Genomic DNA, 16,428 nt, shown 5'->3' on the forward strand with positions numbered 1-16,428 from the left:
TTAGCAAAATTATAGTTTTGCATGAGGATAATACGCTCTTGTAAAGAGTGTCATATGAACGTTTTTAAAATACTTAAAGACCTAAAACAAAGGCTACCACTGGTTGATCCTGTTAGAATCTAGCTTGATGAAAATAAACAGCAAAATGGTGAATCCCCAAAGCCCGGAGCCACCATAACTAAAAAAGGGCAATGGAATACCAATGGTAGGTATTAAGCCCATAACCATGCCTATATTAATTAAAAAGTGGAGAAAGAATATGGCGGCGACAGCGTAGCCATAGACTCGGCTGAATTGCGATTTTTGTAATTCGGCAAGATGTAGCAGACGTAAAATAAGTAATACAAAGAGCAAAACGACACCAAAGCTACCCATAAAACCCCATTCTTCACCAACAGTACTAAAAATATAATCTGTATGTTGTTCCGGTACAAACTTACCTGTGGTTCGCGTGCCCTCTAAAAATCCCTTACCGGAGAAGCCTCCGAACTAATGGCTTTTTCACTTTCTAAGAGATTATATGCCGCTTTCTTCTTCATACTTTCAAGTTTAGCAGCATCTTTTTCTAAACTTAACCAAATGGTGATTCGGTCCTTTTGGTGAAAAGGCAATTGATGCTCATAAACATAGCGCACAAGAAAAGCCAATCCTAATCCAATAATTAAAGTGAAAACGGGCAGATAAAAGGGTGGTTTCTTTCTTCGGGTAAAATAATAGCCAAAAACAAGTAGTGCTGCGGTTAGCATGGTTACTGTCACACCAAATTTTAAGGCAGCTATAGACAAGACAATTAATAACGAACCAATAATTAAATAGATTTTTGGTAGTCCTTCACGATAAAGCACAAAAAAGAAAGCGCCATAAACTAGTGTGCTTCCTGCGTCTTTTTGCAATAAAATTAATAAAGCCGGAAGTAGGATGATGCCAAACAGGCGTAGTTGATCTTTAAAATACTTGATGTCGGTTTGTAAATCACTAACATATTTCGCCACTGCCAACGCAGTTGCAGCTTTAGCAAACTCACTAGGTTGTAAAGTCATGCCTCCAAAATCATACCAAGAAGTTGCCCCGTTTATGCTTTTACCAAATATAAAAAGTCCTATTAAGGACAACATAGATGCAAAGTAAATAATGCTGGAAAACCGTTCGTAAAACTTAGAGTCAATAGATAAAATGAAAATGATTAAAACGATAGAGAGAATGATAAAAATGAGCTGCTTTCCATAAAAATTATCGAAACTGAAATAATGTATAGCTTCTCCCGTTTGTGACGCAGAAAGGATATTTAACCATCCAAAGCTAACTAATAAAAAGAAAAGGAGTATAGTAATCCAATCAAACTTATAGTGTCTATCAGTCTGTCTCATAATCTGTAGGTAGGGGTATGACTTGTAATTGGGCTTCCCTGTTTATTTTAAACGGTTCTCCGGAATAGGGCTTCGCGTATTCATCTTCTAAACTATGGGTTAATAACCAGCGCTCAAGATCTTTACGGGTTATGGTTCCGTTTACATATTTTTCAATCATTAAACTCGCAACTTTTCCAGCAAAACGACTTCCAAAATAACCATTTTCAACAAAAACAGCTATTGCAATCTTCGGGTTGTCTTTTGGTGCAAAAGCAACAAAAATAGAATGATCGGTCAATTGTACTCGTGTGCTATCAATATTTATAAAATTTTCTACGGTACCTGTTTTTCCGCAAATCTCAAGGTCTTTTACTTGAAGGTATTGTGCCGTTCCTTTTTTATACACTTGATGCATGCCTTCAATAACAGGCTCAAAGTGCTTTTTATCTATCGTTGTGTACTTAGGTGACGTAAACTCCAAAGGGAGTGTTTCGTCTTCGATAGATTTTATAATATGAGGGGTAAAATAATACCCTCGATTGGCAATAGCGGCCACCATATTTGCTAATTGAATAGGTGTGGTTGCGACTTCTCCTTGACCAATGGCATTAGACATGGTGTAGGTACTGTAAAAACGGTCCGGATACAAACCTCTGTAATAATCGCGATCTGGAATACGCCCTTTTTGTCCTACTACTAAATCATTATTTAAATAATTACCTAAACCAAAACTTTGCACATGTTTACTCCAAGTATCAATGCCAATGGAGGCATTTTCTGGTTTGTCTAAAATGCGTCTGTAGGTGGTCGCGAAATACGCATTACAAGATTGTTGTATGCCACGAATAAGATCATTACGAGTGCCGAATTACAGTGGCATTTCATAAAACGATTCGCATATTTGTAGCCGGCATAACAGGTTATTTTTTCGTCTACACTAATAACGCCTTCTTGAAGAGCGACTAAAGCATTCATCAACTTAAAAGGGGACCCTGGCTCATAAACACCTTGAAGACTTCTATTAAATAAGGGTTTCGCTATGGTGTCTCTTAATAGTTTATTAAAATTTTTAGAGCGAATTCTACCCACTAAATCATTGGGGTCGTAAGTGGGGGCGGCCACCATCGCTAAAATTTCACCAGTACTTGGTTCAATGGCAATAACACCACCACGTTTGTTTTGCATTAGCCATTCCCCATAGGCTTGCAAGTCTGCATCTATCGTGATTTTAATGTCTTTACCAGGTTTTGGTAAGGTGTCATATTTACCGTCTTTATATGGTCCTATGTTTCTATTAAAACGGTCTTTTTGAATAAATTTAATTCCTTTTTGTCCACGAAGTATGTTCTCATAAGACTTCTCAATACCTTGTTTTCCTATTAAATCACCACTTTTATAATAAGCGTCTTGGTTTAATAGCGCTTGATTAACCTCTCCAATGTCACCTAAAACATTAGCCCCGATAGCGGCTTCGTATTGCCTTAGTGATCGCTTTTGAATATAAAAACCATCATATTTTCTCATTTTTTCTTGAAGAACAGCATAATCTTCTTTAGACAAATGTGACACAAAAACAGAGGGTAAGCGCCAAGAGTAATGTTTAGCCTTTTCAAATTGCGTTAAAAATCGTGTTTTGTCGATTTTTAAGAGCGAGCAAAATTCTAAAGTATCTAATGGCTCTACTTCACGAGGGATGACCATGACATCGTATGACGGTTGATTGGCGACTAAAAGCTTGCCATTTCTATCGTAAACATAGCCTCGTTTTGGGTAATCATAAACCTTTCTTATGGCATTGTCTTCGTATAAACCATCAGCATTTGACTGATATATTTGTAAATAGAATAACCGTCCTGTAAATACAACACCAACGAAAATAACAATAAGAAAAAGTAATAATTGTCTCATTTTTTATTAGAACTACTAAATAAAATAGTCATTAAAACACATAAAATAATCGTAAAAATACTAGAGAGTAACGTGCTTTTAAGGGTTAATAGTATTTTTGATAAGTTAAAAAATTCTAGCGAGAATAAAACAAGATGGTGGATAAAAGTTAATAGGGTTATATAGGTGATGCGTTGTCCAAGAGCAATGGAATTAAATTTTAGTGCCTGATGCTCATAAACAGCACCAAAACTCGTCTTTAAAGCTGCGGGCCTTATAAAAGCAATAGTTACTGAAGCCGCAGCGTGAATTCCTCCGGAATCCGGAAACATATCTACAAGCAAACCCAATAAAAAACTTAGTAAAATAAACAACATTCGGTTGTTTTTTATGGGATATAAAATGATGAATAAGATATATAAATAAGGGTTTACAAATCCCATAAAATTGATATGACTTAATACGAGGACTTGTACTAAAAGTAAAACTATAAAACGGACTGTATTTTTTGAAAATATATTAGTCATCTATAGTATTTAAAAGCGTTTTAATGGCTGTTTTGTCTGTGTTTTCTATAACATAAACATGCTCAATGTTGGTCATGTCATTAAAAAGACTGATTTCAATTTCATAATAATTCTCAGCGGCATCCAATTTAAAAGAAGACACCGTACCAATCAGAATCCCTTTAGGGAATATAGACGAACGGCCTGAGGTAATTATAGTGTCCCCTTCAGCCACAGGGGCTATTTTTGGAATCTCTGTGAGCTGAATAAATTTTGGTGACTTAGCATTCCAATGTAACGATCCAAAGTGATTTGTTTTTTTTAGCTGAGCACTGATGCGATTGGTAGTGTTTAGAATCGAAATGACAGTAGCATAATTGTTATTTGTGTTTTCTATAATGCCAATAATTCCCTTTGAAGAGATCACGCCTAAGTCTTGTATAACACTATCTTTTTTGCCTTTGTTTATAAGAAGAACATTGTTTGTAAATGCGTAGTTGTTTCTAATAACCTTTGCTTCTGTAAATTTATAGTTTTTTGTAAAATGCAGACTGTCTATATACGTAGAGTCAGCCTGTATATCTGCATTAAAAAGAGCAGATCTCAGCCTGTTATTTTCTTCTTGAAGCAATATATTTTGCTCTCTTAGTCCAAAGTAATCACTAATATTATTGGAAGCGTTATAAATACCACCACTTACAAAATTTGCAGAGTTAATAAATCTACTTTTATGGTAGCTATGTGATTGAATCGTTAGCGTGAGTGCAATAAATAACAAAAAGGCAAACAGCAGAAACGTTTTGTTTCGTAGAATGAAGTTTACTATTTGTTGCATTTAATTTGGGAGATTTATTTTATCAATACACTCTTATATTTTGGTATATTTTTAAGCGTTATACCAGTACCACGTACTACGGCACGCAACGGATCTTCAGCAATGTAAACAGGCAAGTCAGTTTTTTGAGACAACCTTTTGTCTAAACCACGAAGCATCGAGCCACCCCCCGCTAAATAAATACCAGTATTATAAATGTCGGCAGCTAATTCAGGAGGGGTTTGAGATAATGTTTCCATTACGGCATCTTCAACACGTAATATAGATTTATCTAAAGCTTTTGCAATTTCACGATAAGAAATTTGTACCTGTTTAGGTTTCCCAGTTAATAAATCACGCCCTTGAACGCTCATGTCTTCTGGAGGCAAATCTAAATCTTCAGTAGCAGCTCCAATCTGAATTTTTATTTTTTCAGCAGTACGTTCACCCACATATAAGTTATGTTGTGTACGCATATAATAAATTATATCATTGGTAAAAACATCACCTGCAATCTTTACCGATTTGTCACATACAATACCACCTAAGGCAATTACTGCAATTTCTGTGGTTCCTCCTCCAATATCTACGATCATGTTTCCTTTGGGTTGCATAATATCGATACCAATTCCAATGGCAGCGGCCATGGGTTCGTGAATTAAATACACTTCTTTACCATTTACACGCTCAGCACTTTCCTTTACCGCACGCATTTCTACTTCTGTAATTCCGGAAGGAATACAGATAACCATGCGTAGTGCGGGAGTAAATAATCTCTTTTTTAAAGCAGGAATATTTTTTATAAACATGCTAATCATTTGCTCTGAAGCATCAAAATCTGCAATAACACCATCTTTTAGTGGTCTAATGGTCTTAATGTTTTCATGTGTTTTACCTTGCATCATGTTGGCCTGCTGGCCAACGGCAATAATTTTACCCGAAATACGATCACGAGCAACAATAGACGGCGCATCGACAACCACTTTATCATTATGAATTATTAGTGTGTTTGCTGTTCCTAAATCTATAGCGATTTCTTCAGTCAAGAAGTCAAAAAATCCCATATGCTAGTGTAATTATTTGGGTTAAAAAAAAGTATGCGTAAAAGTAATAAAATTGAGCAAAAAAAAGCATTTTATTGCATTTTGTTGTGCGATTAATTTATAAAGATATAATTTTTTAAAATGATCCAATATTTTAAAGTGAAAAACTGAATAAAAAAAGCCTCAGCCGTAGCTGAAGCTTTAATAAAATGTATCATTTTAATGCCTTAAAACGTAACTTAATGTTTAAAATGTCCGGTTCCTGTAAACACCATAGAGACCCCGTTTTTATTACAATAATCAATGCTTAATTGATCTTTTATAGAACCACCAGGTTGAATCACAGCCGTAACCCCGGCATGATCGGCAATTTCTACACAGTCAGGAAAGGGGAAAAAGGCGTCACTCGCCATCACACTTCCTTGTAAATCAAATTTAAAAGATTGTGCTTTGTGAATGGCTTGGTTTAATGCATCAACACGACTGGTTTGTCCGGTGCCGCTAGCACATAATTGTTTATTTTTCACTAAGACGATGGTGTTTGACTTCGTGTGCTTGCATATTTTTGAAGCAAAAATCAAATCGTCTAGTTCGCTCGATGTTGGCGCCTTATCGGTTGCATTGGTTGTGTTTTCTTTATGATCCGTGATGGTATTTCTATCCTGAACTAAGACCCCATTTAAACAGGTTCTTACAGTGCTTTGAGCTAATGCGGCTTCTTTTAACACTAAAAGAATACGGTTTTTCTTTCCTTTCAATATGGTTTCCGCTTCCTTTGAAAATGAAGGCGCGATAACGACTTCACAAAAGAGTTTGTGAATTTCATTTGCAGTGGTAGCATCAATTTCTTTGTTCGCAATTAAAACACCGCCAAAAGCAGAAACGGGATCCCCCGCTAAAGCATCTGTATATGCTTGATGCAACGTGTCGCGTTGTGCTAAACCACAAGCATTATTGTGTTTTAAAATAGCAAACGTAGGTGCGTCATCTTTAAACTCGTCCATTAAATTCACAGCGGCGTCCACATCGAGTAGGTTATTATAGCTTAATTCTTTACCATGAAGTTGCGTGAACATGGCCTCAAAATCACCGTAGAAAAATCCACGTTGGTGTGGATTTTCGCCATAACGCAATACTTTTCCATTCGTTTCAGAAATTTTTAAAGCTGGGATCTCATGGTTTTTATTGAAATAATTAAAGATCGCAGAGTCATAATGCGACGACACGTTAAAAGCTTTTGCTGCGAATATTTTTCTGTCATCCTCAGATAAATTTCCTTTTTTATCTGTAATCAATTCTAAAAACTGAGCATAATCAGCCACGGAAGACACACAAATGACATCGGCATAATTTTTTGCTGCTGCGCGAATTAGAGAAATACCGCCAATATCTATTTTTTCAATAATCTCTTGATTACTTGCTCCGTAAGCCACTGTTTTTTCAAATGGATATAAATCTACAATCACCACATCAATTTGTGGAATGTCGTAGTCTTTCATCTCGGTAACATCGCCTTCGTGATCTTGACGATTTAAAATACCTCCAAAAACTTTAGGATGTAGTGTTTTTACACGCCCACCAAGAATAGAAGGATAGGAGGTCACCTCTTCAACAGGAACGACTTTTATGCCTAAGTCATTGATGAATTTTTCGGTGCCACCAGTAGAATAAATAGTAACGCCTTGTTGGTCTAGTTCTTTAACAATAGGTTCTAAACCGTCTTTGCTAAATACAGAAATTAATGCAGATTTAATTGTTTTGTTATTGCTCATTAGTAGTTGTGTTAATAAGCCATCAAATTTACGTAAAAGGAAGGGGTTTATTTTTAAAAAGGCAGCGATCTTTTTTAACTAAAACGGGGAGTTATTAACAACTAAAGCATTCCTGAAACTTTTTCACAAACAAACTCCAAGAAGCGTTCGTCTTCTGTTGTAAAAGGATCTGCTGTGTTAGAATCAATGTCTATTTGTCCCATGTTTTCGCCATTTACAAAAATAGGGATCACAATTTCTGCCTTTACCGTAATACTACAGGCGATATAGTTGTCTTGTGCTGCAACATCGGGTACCACAAAGTTCTCATTACTTACCGCTACTTGTCCACAAATGCCTTTTCCAAATGGAATAATGGTATGGTCTGTAGGCTCGCCTACATAAGGGCCCAATTTTAATTCGTTTTTATCTCCATTTTTAAAATAAAAACCAACCCAATTGTAGTATGTTATATTGGCTTCTAATAATTCACAAATTTTTAAAAGAGCAGTGTCTACTGTGTTATTTGGATTAGAAACAATTGTTTCTACTTGAGGTTTTAGTGCTTCAAAAGTCATTGCTGTAAATTTTTTGGTAAAAGTATTTAAAAAGCCTTAATTTCAACCTTTCAAAATCTATAAATTTTTTAAATAATTAGTTGAAAGCCCTCATATTAAAATATAAGTCCGTCATAAAGTTTATTCTCACCTTTTTGTTGGTTTATAGTGTGTTGTCTTTAGGGTATAATTGGTATTTAAATGTTTCGAAAACATCTGTCAATGCATCAGATTATGTCTCCCATCAAGTTTCGAAACAGTCGGAATCACTTTTAAACGCTATCGGGTATAAAGCCCAAGTTGTTAAGCACGCAGACGAACCTTCCATGAAATTAATAGTTCGTGGTAAGTACGTCGCAAGAGTTATTGAAGGGTGTAATTCGCTAAGTATTATTATTTTATTCATCTCTTTTGTAGTGGCATTTTCAGGGCGATTTAAAACAACAGCACTTTTTATAATCTTTGGAAGTGTTATTATTTACTTAGTCAACGTCCTTAGAATAGTTATTCTTTCTATTGGTTTATACCACTATCCATGGCGCAGCGAACTGCTACATGTGGTTGTCTTTCCTGGTATTATTTATGGGATGGTTTTTTTGTTATGGATGTTATGGGTGAACAAATTTTCTAACATAGGTAAGAATAAGTCATGATTTCTAAAAAATACATTGGATTGCTTTTCTTAATCGGTTTACTCGTGGTCGTACGGGCCTTTGAAAATCAATTGTTTTATGACCCTTACTTAGTTTTTTTTCAAAACGACTATCTTTACATTGATTCTCCACGACGAGAAGTCTTTAAATTAATACTTTCTACTACGCTTCGGTTTTTTATAAACACTTTGGTTTCTTTAGCTATTTTATATGTTTTTTTTAAAGATTGGACCATTGTTAAATTTTCAGCCTTGGTTTATGCTTTTAGCTATGTTGTGCTTATTGTACTGTTTCTTTATTTTGTAACCAACCCGAAACAGGAAGACTATGTCATTTTTTTTAACATTCGTCGTTTTTTAATACAGCCGTTACTATTACTACTTTTATTACCAGCATTTTATTATCATAGAAAAGGAGCTTAGTTGCTTATAAAATGTGTGGTAAATGGCCTTGTCTTTTTTCTTTTTTGTAACTTTGTCTCGGTGAAAAAAACCTTACATCACGTGTTTTCTTTTTTTATGGCGTTTGCTGTATTGTTTTCAACACTATCTTTTACTGTTGAATCTCATTACTGTGGTAACCGTTTGGTAGATACTGCTGTTTTTACTAAAGTTAAAAGTTGTGGCATGGGGACTTCAGCTAGTATACCCGTAAAAAAAGGGTGTTGTAAAGACAAGGTAGAACTAGTAAAAGGGCAGGATGAATTAAAATTAAATAGTAGTGAAGCTTTAGATTTTGATCAGCAATTTGGTCTCGCCACTTTGATGTATTCTTACGGTTCTCTTTTTAAGGGCATGTCTAAGCTAGTCTTTCCTCATAAAAATTACAGACCACCTCATGTCATCTGCGATATTATTATTTTAGGTGAAACATTCCTCATTTGATCTCATAGGTTCTTATTATTAGATTTCCAGCTTACGCGGAAGTGAAAAGAATACTTAACAATCCATTATTTACAATGACACAAACATATACAGTTACAGGAATGACCTGTAATGGCTGTAAAACGTCAGTTGAAAACAAACTGAACGCGTTATCACAAGTAAAAAACACTATAGTAGATTTAGAACATGCCGAAGCGACTATAGAACTGTCTCAGCATATTTCAATACAAGAATTACAAGATGTATTACCCGATAAATTCTCAATTACTGAAAAGCAGAGTAAAAATGCTTTTAGAACATTAGAAGTAGAAAAAGAGAAAAGTGATCTTCAGCAATTAAAACCCTTGTTTTTAATCTTTGGATATATTACAATCGCCGCAATACTCATGCACTATAAGCGTTGGAATTGGAGTGATTTCATGCTCGATTTTATGGGCTTATTTTATATCGTCTTCAGCTTCTTTAAGATTTTAGATTTAAAAGGGTTTCCGGACTCTTTTAAAATGTACGACCCTCCGGCAAAAGGAATCCCAGGTTATGCTCAAATCTATCCTTTTATAGAATTGGTTTTAGGCGTGTTATTTTTACTGCGGGTTCAAATTCCGCTGGCTCTAATGATAACTATAGTTGTTTTAGGGATTACAACTTACGGGGTTACTAAAGCACTATTAAATAAGCGAACTATTTCCTGTGCGTGTTTAGGGACAGCCTTAAAATTACCAATGACTAAAGCAACATTTATTGAAAACACAATAATGATTATTATGGCGATAATCATGTTGCTAAGCATGTCGGGGGTATGAGAAAGTTAACGTTTTTATGCCTTTTTTTATCCTGTTTATTGAGCGCTCAAAACGAGGTGAGTGGTATTGTTACCGAGGTTACTTCCAGTAATAAAATGTTGCCCTTGGTTGGGGCTAATATCTATTGGCTAAACACGACCGTTGGCACAGTAACCGATTTTGATGGTAAATTCACTTTAGAATACAAGAAAGCGTACTCCAAGTTAGTTGTGAGTTATGTAGGGTATAAAACCGATACGATTACAGTTCATTCGCCCAAATTTATTAAGCATATTTTAAAGCCTACTAGTGCGCTTGATGAAGTGAACCTTTCGGCGAAGAATAAAGCAACGGCCAAATCCTATTTACAAGCACAAAATATCATTACTGTAAGTAGTGATGAATTACTAAAAGCGGCCTGTTGCAATTTGGCCGAAAGTTTTGAAACCAATCCGTCTATTGATGTTAATTTTGCAGATGCGGTTACGGGTACCCGACAAATAAAAATGTTGGGTTTAACGAGTCCGTATATTTTGATTGCCACAGAAAATATTCCCTCAATTCGTGGTGCGTCGCAAGCATTTGGTCTCAGTTTTATACCAGGAACTTGGGTGGAAAGCATTCAAATAACAAAAGGCGCGGGGAGTGTGGTAAATGGATATGAAAGTATAGCGGGACAGATTAATACAGAGTTGGTAAAACCCACAACAGATAACCAATTCTTTTTTAATATGTATGGTGCTGCGAACGGTAGATTAGAGTTAAATACACATGTGAATACTACAATAAATGATAAATGGAATACGGGCTTGTATCTGCATGGCAATTTGAGAAATGAAAAATTTGATAGAAATGACGACTCTTTTTTAGATGTACCACTTGCGAAACAAGTGAATGTTATGAACCGCTGGCAATATACCAACCAAGAAAAGGGCTTGGTGAGTTTTATTAATTTTAAATATTTAAACGACCAAAAACAAACGGGACAAATTGATTTTAATCCAATTGCTCATGTGTTAACCACTAATAATTGGGGAAGTGAAATTGATACCGAGCGTTACGAAATTTCAGCAAAGCTAGGGTATGTCAATGCCGAGTTACCTTGGCAAACCATAGGGTTACAGACGGCTTTTAGTGGTCATGAACAAAACTCCTATTTTGGCTTAAGCAAGTATAATATTAATCAAAATAGCTTGTATATCAATACGATTTATAATAGTATCATTAGTGATTCTAGGCACAAAATTAAAACGGGTGTAAGCTATACTTATGACCATTATGATGAAGTAGTTAATACAGAGAATTTTGAAAGAACAGAAGCCGCAATTGGGGCTTTTTTTGAGTACAATTACGATAGTTTAGAAAAATTAAATCTTACGGCAGGCCTGCGAGTAGATCAACACAATTTACTAGGTACATTTATAACCCCGCGTTTGCATTTGCGTTATACCGCTTGGGAAAAAGGAGTGTGTAGAGCTTCTTTTGGGAGAGGAAAACGTAGTGCCAATATTTTTGCTGAAAATCAAAAGGTATTTGCTACTTCGAGGATAATAAATATATTAGAGACTAGTGGGGAAATTTATGGACTAGACCCTGAGATTGCTTGGAACTACGGGGTGTCTTTTTTACAAGGCTTTAGAGTATTTGGCAGAAAAGGGGATCTCACATTAGATTATTATAGAACCGATTTTAAAAACCAAGTGGTTGTAGATTATGAAAATGCTCTAGAGGTGAATTTCTATAATTTAAAAGGGGATAGTTATGCAAATAGTTTTCAAATTGAAATGAATTATGAGCCTTTTGATCAATTTGATGTAAGACTAGCGTATAAAAATTATGATGTAAAAACACAGTATAATTCTCGTAAATTAGAGAAGCCCTTAACACCAAAGCACCGGTTTTTTGCCAACGCTTCTTATGAAACACCAATCCGTAACAACTCAAAATGGAAGTTTGATGCCACATTTAATTGGTTGGGAGAGCAACGGTTTTCATCAACAATACGTAACCCATTACCCTATAAATTACCAGACTATTCACCAACGGTTAGTACCTTAAACACACAAATAACAAAAGTGTTTTCTCCAAAGTTTGAAATGTATTTAGGAGCCGAAAACATAACTAATACAAAACAAGACCATCCTATTTTAGCCGCAAATGATCCTTTTGGTTCAAGTTTTGATACTACATTTGTATATGGTCCTATTTTTGGGGCGAGTTATTACGCAGGATTAAGATTTAAAATAAAATAAAACAAAAAGATATGAAAAAATTAGTAATAGTAGTACTAGTAGCCCTTGTAAGCGCAACCACTTTTGCGCAAAATAAAAATGCCAAAGCCTCTATTGAAGTAGATGGTGTTTGTATGATGTGTAAAAAGCGTATCGAGAAGGCAAGCTTAAACACTAAGGGAGTCAAATCTGCGATTTGGAATGTTGAGACCCATGAGTTAAAATTGATTTTTGATGAACGTAAAGCGAGTCTTGAAATCATAGAGAAAGCGGTTGCAGCTGTTGGTCATGATACAAAAACACTAAGAGCGACCAATGAAGCTTATGCTACCGTGCACCCCTGTTGTAAATATAGGGAAGAGGCTGTTAGGGAGGAACACAAAGATTAGGTGCTTATAAAGCGCTCAATAAATGAAAAAGCCTCATTCTATATTTTAGAATGAGGCTTTTTTTTATTTGATAAGACTAGATTACATCATGCCGGGCATACCACCACCCATTGGCATTCCGCCACCAGCAGGAGCATCTTCTTTAATATCTATTAAAGCACACTCTGTGGTTAAAATCATACCTGCTACAGACGCCGCATTTTCTAGTGCAATACGTGTCACCTTTTTAGGATCTATAATTCCAGCTTTCAACATATCAACATACGTTTCCGTTTTAGCATCATATCCAAAGTCTTTTTTACCTTCCGATACTTTGTTAACCACAACACTTCCTTCTCCACCAGCATTTTCAACAATGGTTCTTAAAGGCGACTCTATAGCTCTTGCTACAATTTGAATTCCTGTGGTTTCGTCCATGTTTTCAGTAGTGATTTTCTCTAAAACAGATTTAGCTCTTATAAAGGCTACACCACCACCAGCAACAATACCTTCTTCTACAGCAGCTCTTGTAGCATTTAAAGCATCGTCAACACGGTCTTTCTTTTCTTTCATTTCTACCTCACTAGCAGCGCCAACATATAGTACTGCAACTCCGCCAGCTAATTTAGCTAAGCGTTCTTGAAGTTTTTCTTTGTCATAATCGCTAGTTGTAGATTCGATTTGTGATTTAATTTGGTTGACTCTATTCTTAATTAAGCTTTTGTCACCAGCACCATTTACAACGGTAGTGTTGTCTTTATCAATAGAGATACGTTCTGCAGTACCAAGCATTTCTAAAGTGGTGTTTTCTAGTGTGAAACCACGTTCTTCAGAAATTACTGTACCACCAGTTAAAATAGCAATATCTTCTAACATCGCTTTACGTCTGTCTCCAAAACCTGGCGCTTTTACAGCCGCTATTTTAAGAGAACCACGTAATTTATTCACCACTAAAGTTGCTAAAGCTTCACCATCGACATCTTCAGCAATAATTAATAATGGTTTTCCCGTTTGAGCAACAGGCTCTAATACAGGCAATAAATCTTTCATTGTAGAAACCTTTTTGTCATATAATAACACATAAGGATTTTCTAAATCTGCAATCATTTTTTCGCTATCGGTAACAAAGTATGGAGATAAGTAACCTCTGTCAAACTGCATGCCCTCAACAACATCTACATACGTATCTGTGCCTTTAGATTCTTCAACAGTAATTACACCCTCTTTTCCAACTTTACCAAAAGCTTTTGCGATTAAATCACCAATAAGTTCATCGTTGTTTGCCGAAATGGAAGCGACTTGCTTAATCATGTCTGAAGAATTTTTAACCTCTTTAGCTTGTTTTCCTAAGTCTTCAACAATGGCTTTTACTGCTTTGTCAATACCACGTTTTAAATCCATTGGATTTGCACCAGCGGCAACATTTTTTAAGCCTTCTTTAACAATAGCCTGAGCTAAAACAGTTGCAGTAGTAGTACCGTCACCAGCTAAATCGTTGGTTTTAGACGCTACTTCTTTAACCATCTGTGCGCCCATGTTCTCTAATGGGTTTTCTAATTCTATTTCTTTCGCGACACTAACGCCATCTTTTGTAACTATTGGAGCACCAAAAGAGCGTCCAATAATAACGTTTCTCCCTTTTGGGCCTAAGGTTACTTTTACTGCATTTGCTAATGCATCTACGCCTCGTTTTAATCCGTCACGTGCTTCTATATCAAATTTTATGTCTTTTGCCATATTTTATTTTTTTAGCTTTTAGCTATAAGCGCTTGGCTGTTAGCTAAAAGGAATAATTAATAGTGTTTTATTTTAAATGTTTTTAGGCTTAAGGCCTAAAGCCAAAAGTTATTTAGATGATTGCCATGATGTCTTCTTCACGCATCATTAAATACTCGGTACCTTCTAATTTTAATTCTGATCCGTAATATTTTCCATAAAGTACGGTGTCTCCAACTTTAACCGTCATCGGTTCGTCTTTTTTGCCTTTACCAACTGCCATAACAGTTCCTTTATGTTGTTTTTCTTGAGCGCTATCAGGAATGAATAATCCGTAAGCTGTTTGCGTTTCTGCTGGTAGAGGCTCTATAAGCACTCTGTCTGCTAATGGTTTAATGTTTATTTTACTCATTATTATAAGTTTTTATTAATTAAGATTGTTTAATGCTTTAATAGGAAGCTAAAAATGTGCCAATAGCAGGTTACTGACAAACTTACAGCCCTGTTTATGGAACGGTTGTAAACAAAAAAAATACCAACGCTAGCGTTGGTATTTTTTTTGTTTTTAATGAGTACGTGTTTTATTTTGTACTATCTGCAGGTTTTGCGGTGTCATTAGTATTTGGTGTCACAGCGGCAGGAGCAGGCGTTTCAAGCGCATCCGGATCTAAAGCAGTTGAGTCTTCCTGAGCGATTCCTGCTCTTGGTATGGCTAAACTAGATAATAGGATCAGTACAACTAAAATGGTACTTAACGTCCAGGTGCTTTTGTCTAAAAAGTCTGTAGTTTTCTTTACACCTCCTAATTGTTGTGTACCACCTCCGCCAAAAGAAGACGAAAGTCCACCTCCTTTAGGGTTTTGTACCATAATTACAACTATTAGTAAAAAAGCGACTACTACTATGAGTGCTAAAAATATTGTAAACTGTCCCATTATTCTTTTAATTTATTCTTGTAATTGTTTTATTGCTTTAATTTGGTCTGCAAAGAAACCACTTTTTTCTCGGATATTTCAAAATTAAAATCTTGTAAGATTGAATTGCCTTAGTGTAGTTTTTTTGTTCGACATAAATTCTAGCTAAAGTCTCTGTCATTAAGGCTTCAGGCTGTATCATTTGAGCCTTTGCAATGTTGTGTTTTGAAGCAGATGTTTTTTTAGCTTCTAATTTCGGGTTTTTTTCTATAAACTTTTCTATTAGCGCAAACTTTTTTGCCTGAGTTAAGGTATTGCTTTTATTGTCATCTATACATTCTTCAGAAGTGTTTTCTTCCTTTTCTAATTCCCGATTAATGGGCTTGAAATGGGTTAAGCTTAACCATTCGTTAAAGGAATGCGTTTCTGCTTTGTCAAAATTTAAAGGTTTACCTAGGTTTAAAACCTGTTCCGCAGACTGTAGATGTCCTTTAGAAATTCCAGTTTTGTCTTCCAGCTCTTGAGAAGGATCTAATTCAAAGTTGGCGACTTCCTTAATTTTAATTTTAGGCTGAAATAATTCCGGATCTAGCGTTTTTTTTGAGTCTTCCAGGTGTTGCTTTAAAATGGCATCAATAGTGACACTTTTAGTGGTAGGCAAGTCTTTAGAATAGACTTTAATATCTGTTGTTTGTGTTGTGTTTTGTTTTATGTGCTGAGATATTTCATTTTGTTGAAAATTTTCAGAGGTGATAAAATCAAACAAAATACTACGATCTGTAGTATAAGCCGCGGTGGTTTTTAATGCTTGATTGTATTTGAAACTCTCCGTATTTTTTAGTCCTTTGAGATATAAAGCTCCGGCCGATTGAAAATATGGAAAGGCGTCTACCACCGCTTTTAAGTTTTCTGTTTGAGACTTAGTCACCAGTTTGGGTTTACGTAGTAATTCTGTATAAGTTCCTTTGTCCAT

Annotated in this window: 15 protein-coding genes and 2 pseudogenes; 6 read left to right on the forward strand and 11 right to left on the reverse strand. The window is 35.5% G+C overall.

Going from position 1 to position 16,428, the window contains the following annotated elements; genetic code table 11:
- Positions 1 to 93 precede the first annotated feature (93 nt).
- The 7 genes and pseudogenes from rodA to N7U66_RS16540 all read right to left on the reverse strand — a co-directional run bounded on the left by rodA (position 94) and on the right by N7U66_RS16540 (position 7,928).
- Positions 94 to 1,367 (reverse strand): annotated as a pseudogene (gene rodA, locus N7U66_RS16510) (rod shape-determining protein RodA).
- Positions 1,354 to 3,257, reverse strand: a pseudogene (gene mrdA / locus N7U66_RS16515) (penicillin-binding protein 2). Before mrdA ends, rodA begins: the two co-directional pseudogenes overlap by 14 nt.
- Positions 3,254 to 3,763 carry a rod shape-determining protein MreD gene (gene mreD / locus N7U66_RS16520; protein WP_267676160.1) on the reverse strand — a complete coding sequence of 170 codons (510 nt, stop codon included), beginning with the start codon at positions 3,761 to 3,763 and terminating at the stop codon, positions 3,254 to 3,256. The pseudogene mrdA and the gene mreD overlap by 4 nt, the downstream one beginning before the upstream one ends.
- Entirely contained in the window at positions 3,756 to 4,577 is an 822-nt protein-coding gene (gene mreC, locus N7U66_RS16525) for a rod shape-determining protein MreC (protein WP_267676161.1), read from the reverse strand. The genes mreD and mreC overlap by 8 nt, the downstream gene beginning before the upstream one ends.
- Positions 4,578 to 4,591: 14 nt before the next feature.
- Complete coding sequence (locus N7U66_RS16530; RefSeq protein WP_267676162.1) at positions 4,592 to 5,620, reverse strand: rod shape-determining protein; 1,029 nt, start codon at positions 5,618 to 5,620, stop codon at positions 4,592 to 4,594.
- Positions 5,621 to 5,838: 218 nt separating this feature from the next.
- Positions 5,839 to 7,371 (reverse strand): bifunctional phosphoribosylaminoimidazolecarboxamide formyltransferase/IMP cyclohydrolase, encoded by a 1,533-nt coding sequence (gene purH / locus N7U66_RS16535; protein ID WP_267676163.1) that lies wholly within the window; start codon positions 7,369 to 7,371, stop codon positions 5,839 to 5,841.
- A 101-nt stretch (positions 7,372 to 7,472) separates the two neighbouring features.
- Positions 7,473 to 7,928, reverse strand: a complete 456-nt coding sequence (locus N7U66_RS16540) for a GAF domain-containing protein (RefSeq protein WP_267676164.1) — start codon at positions 7,926 to 7,928, stop codon at positions 7,473 to 7,475.
- Positions 7,929 to 8,008: 80 nt separating this feature from the next.
- Here N7U66_RS16540 and xrtF point away from each other — a divergent pair, with 80 nt between their 5' ends.
- From xrtF to N7U66_RS16570, 6 genes are all read left to right on the forward strand, one after another.
- The gene (gene xrtF / locus N7U66_RS16545) at positions 8,009 to 8,560 is read left to right on the forward strand and encodes an exosortase family protein XrtF (RefSeq protein ID WP_267676165.1); all 552 of its coding nucleotides are present in this window, start codon (positions 8,009 to 8,011) and stop codon (positions 8,558 to 8,560) included.
- Complete coding sequence (locus N7U66_RS16550) at positions 8,557 to 8,982, forward strand: exosortase F system-associated membrane protein (RefSeq protein ID WP_267676166.1); 426 nt, start codon at positions 8,557 to 8,559, stop codon at positions 8,980 to 8,982. The genes xrtF and N7U66_RS16550 overlap by 4 nt, the downstream gene beginning before the upstream one ends.
- A gap of 60 nt (positions 8,983 to 9,042) precedes the next feature.
- A complete protein-coding gene (locus tag N7U66_RS16555; RefSeq protein ID WP_267676167.1) occupies positions 9,043 to 9,444 on the forward strand; it encodes an HYC_CC_PP family protein in 402 nt (133 codons plus the stop codon).
- Between the two features lie 74 nt (positions 9,445 to 9,518).
- On the forward strand, positions 9,519 to 10,247 hold the full coding sequence (locus N7U66_RS16560) for a heavy-metal-associated domain-containing protein (protein ID WP_267678548.1): 729 nt from the start codon (positions 9,519 to 9,521) through the stop codon (positions 10,245 to 10,247).
- Positions 10,244 to 12,478: a TonB-dependent receptor plug domain-containing protein gene (locus N7U66_RS16565; RefSeq protein WP_267676168.1), complete on the forward strand. Its 2,235-nt coding sequence runs from the start codon at positions 10,244 to 10,246 to the stop codon at positions 12,476 to 12,478. Before N7U66_RS16560 ends, N7U66_RS16565 begins: the two co-directional genes overlap by 4 nt.
- Positions 12,479 to 12,489: 11 nt before the next feature.
- Positions 12,490 to 12,846, forward strand: coding sequence for a heavy-metal-associated domain-containing protein (locus N7U66_RS16570; protein ID WP_267676169.1), 357 nt, complete (start codon positions 12,490 to 12,492; stop codon positions 12,844 to 12,846).
- 81 nt (positions 12,847 to 12,927) lie between these two features.
- On the opposite strand, the gene groL is transcribed toward N7U66_RS16570, so the two are convergent.
- The 4 genes from groL to N7U66_RS16590 form a co-directional block, all read right to left on the reverse strand.
- Positions 12,928 to 14,562, reverse strand: a complete 1,635-nt coding sequence (groL, locus tag N7U66_RS16575; RefSeq protein WP_267676170.1) for a chaperonin GroEL — start codon at positions 14,560 to 14,562, stop codon at positions 12,928 to 12,930.
- 112 nt (positions 14,563 to 14,674) lie between these two features.
- Positions 14,675 to 14,953 (reverse strand): co-chaperone GroES, encoded by a 279-nt coding sequence (locus tag N7U66_RS16580; RefSeq protein WP_267676171.1) that lies wholly within the window; start codon positions 14,951 to 14,953, stop codon positions 14,675 to 14,677.
- 169 nt (positions 14,954 to 15,122) lie between these two features.
- The gene (gene secG, locus N7U66_RS16585) at positions 15,123 to 15,476 is read right to left on the reverse strand and encodes a preprotein translocase subunit SecG (protein WP_267676172.1); all 354 of its coding nucleotides are present in this window, start codon (positions 15,474 to 15,476) and stop codon (positions 15,123 to 15,125) included.
- 37 nt (positions 15,477 to 15,513) lie between these two features.
- On the reverse strand, positions 15,514 to 16,428 hold the full coding sequence (locus tag N7U66_RS16590) for a hypothetical protein (RefSeq protein WP_267676173.1): 915 nt from the start codon (positions 16,426 to 16,428) through the stop codon (positions 15,514 to 15,516).

It is taken from the genome of Lacinutrix neustonica, assembly GCF_026625145.1.
GTDB lineage: Bacteria > Bacteroidota > Bacteroidia > Flavobacteriales > Flavobacteriaceae > Lacinutrix > Lacinutrix neustonica.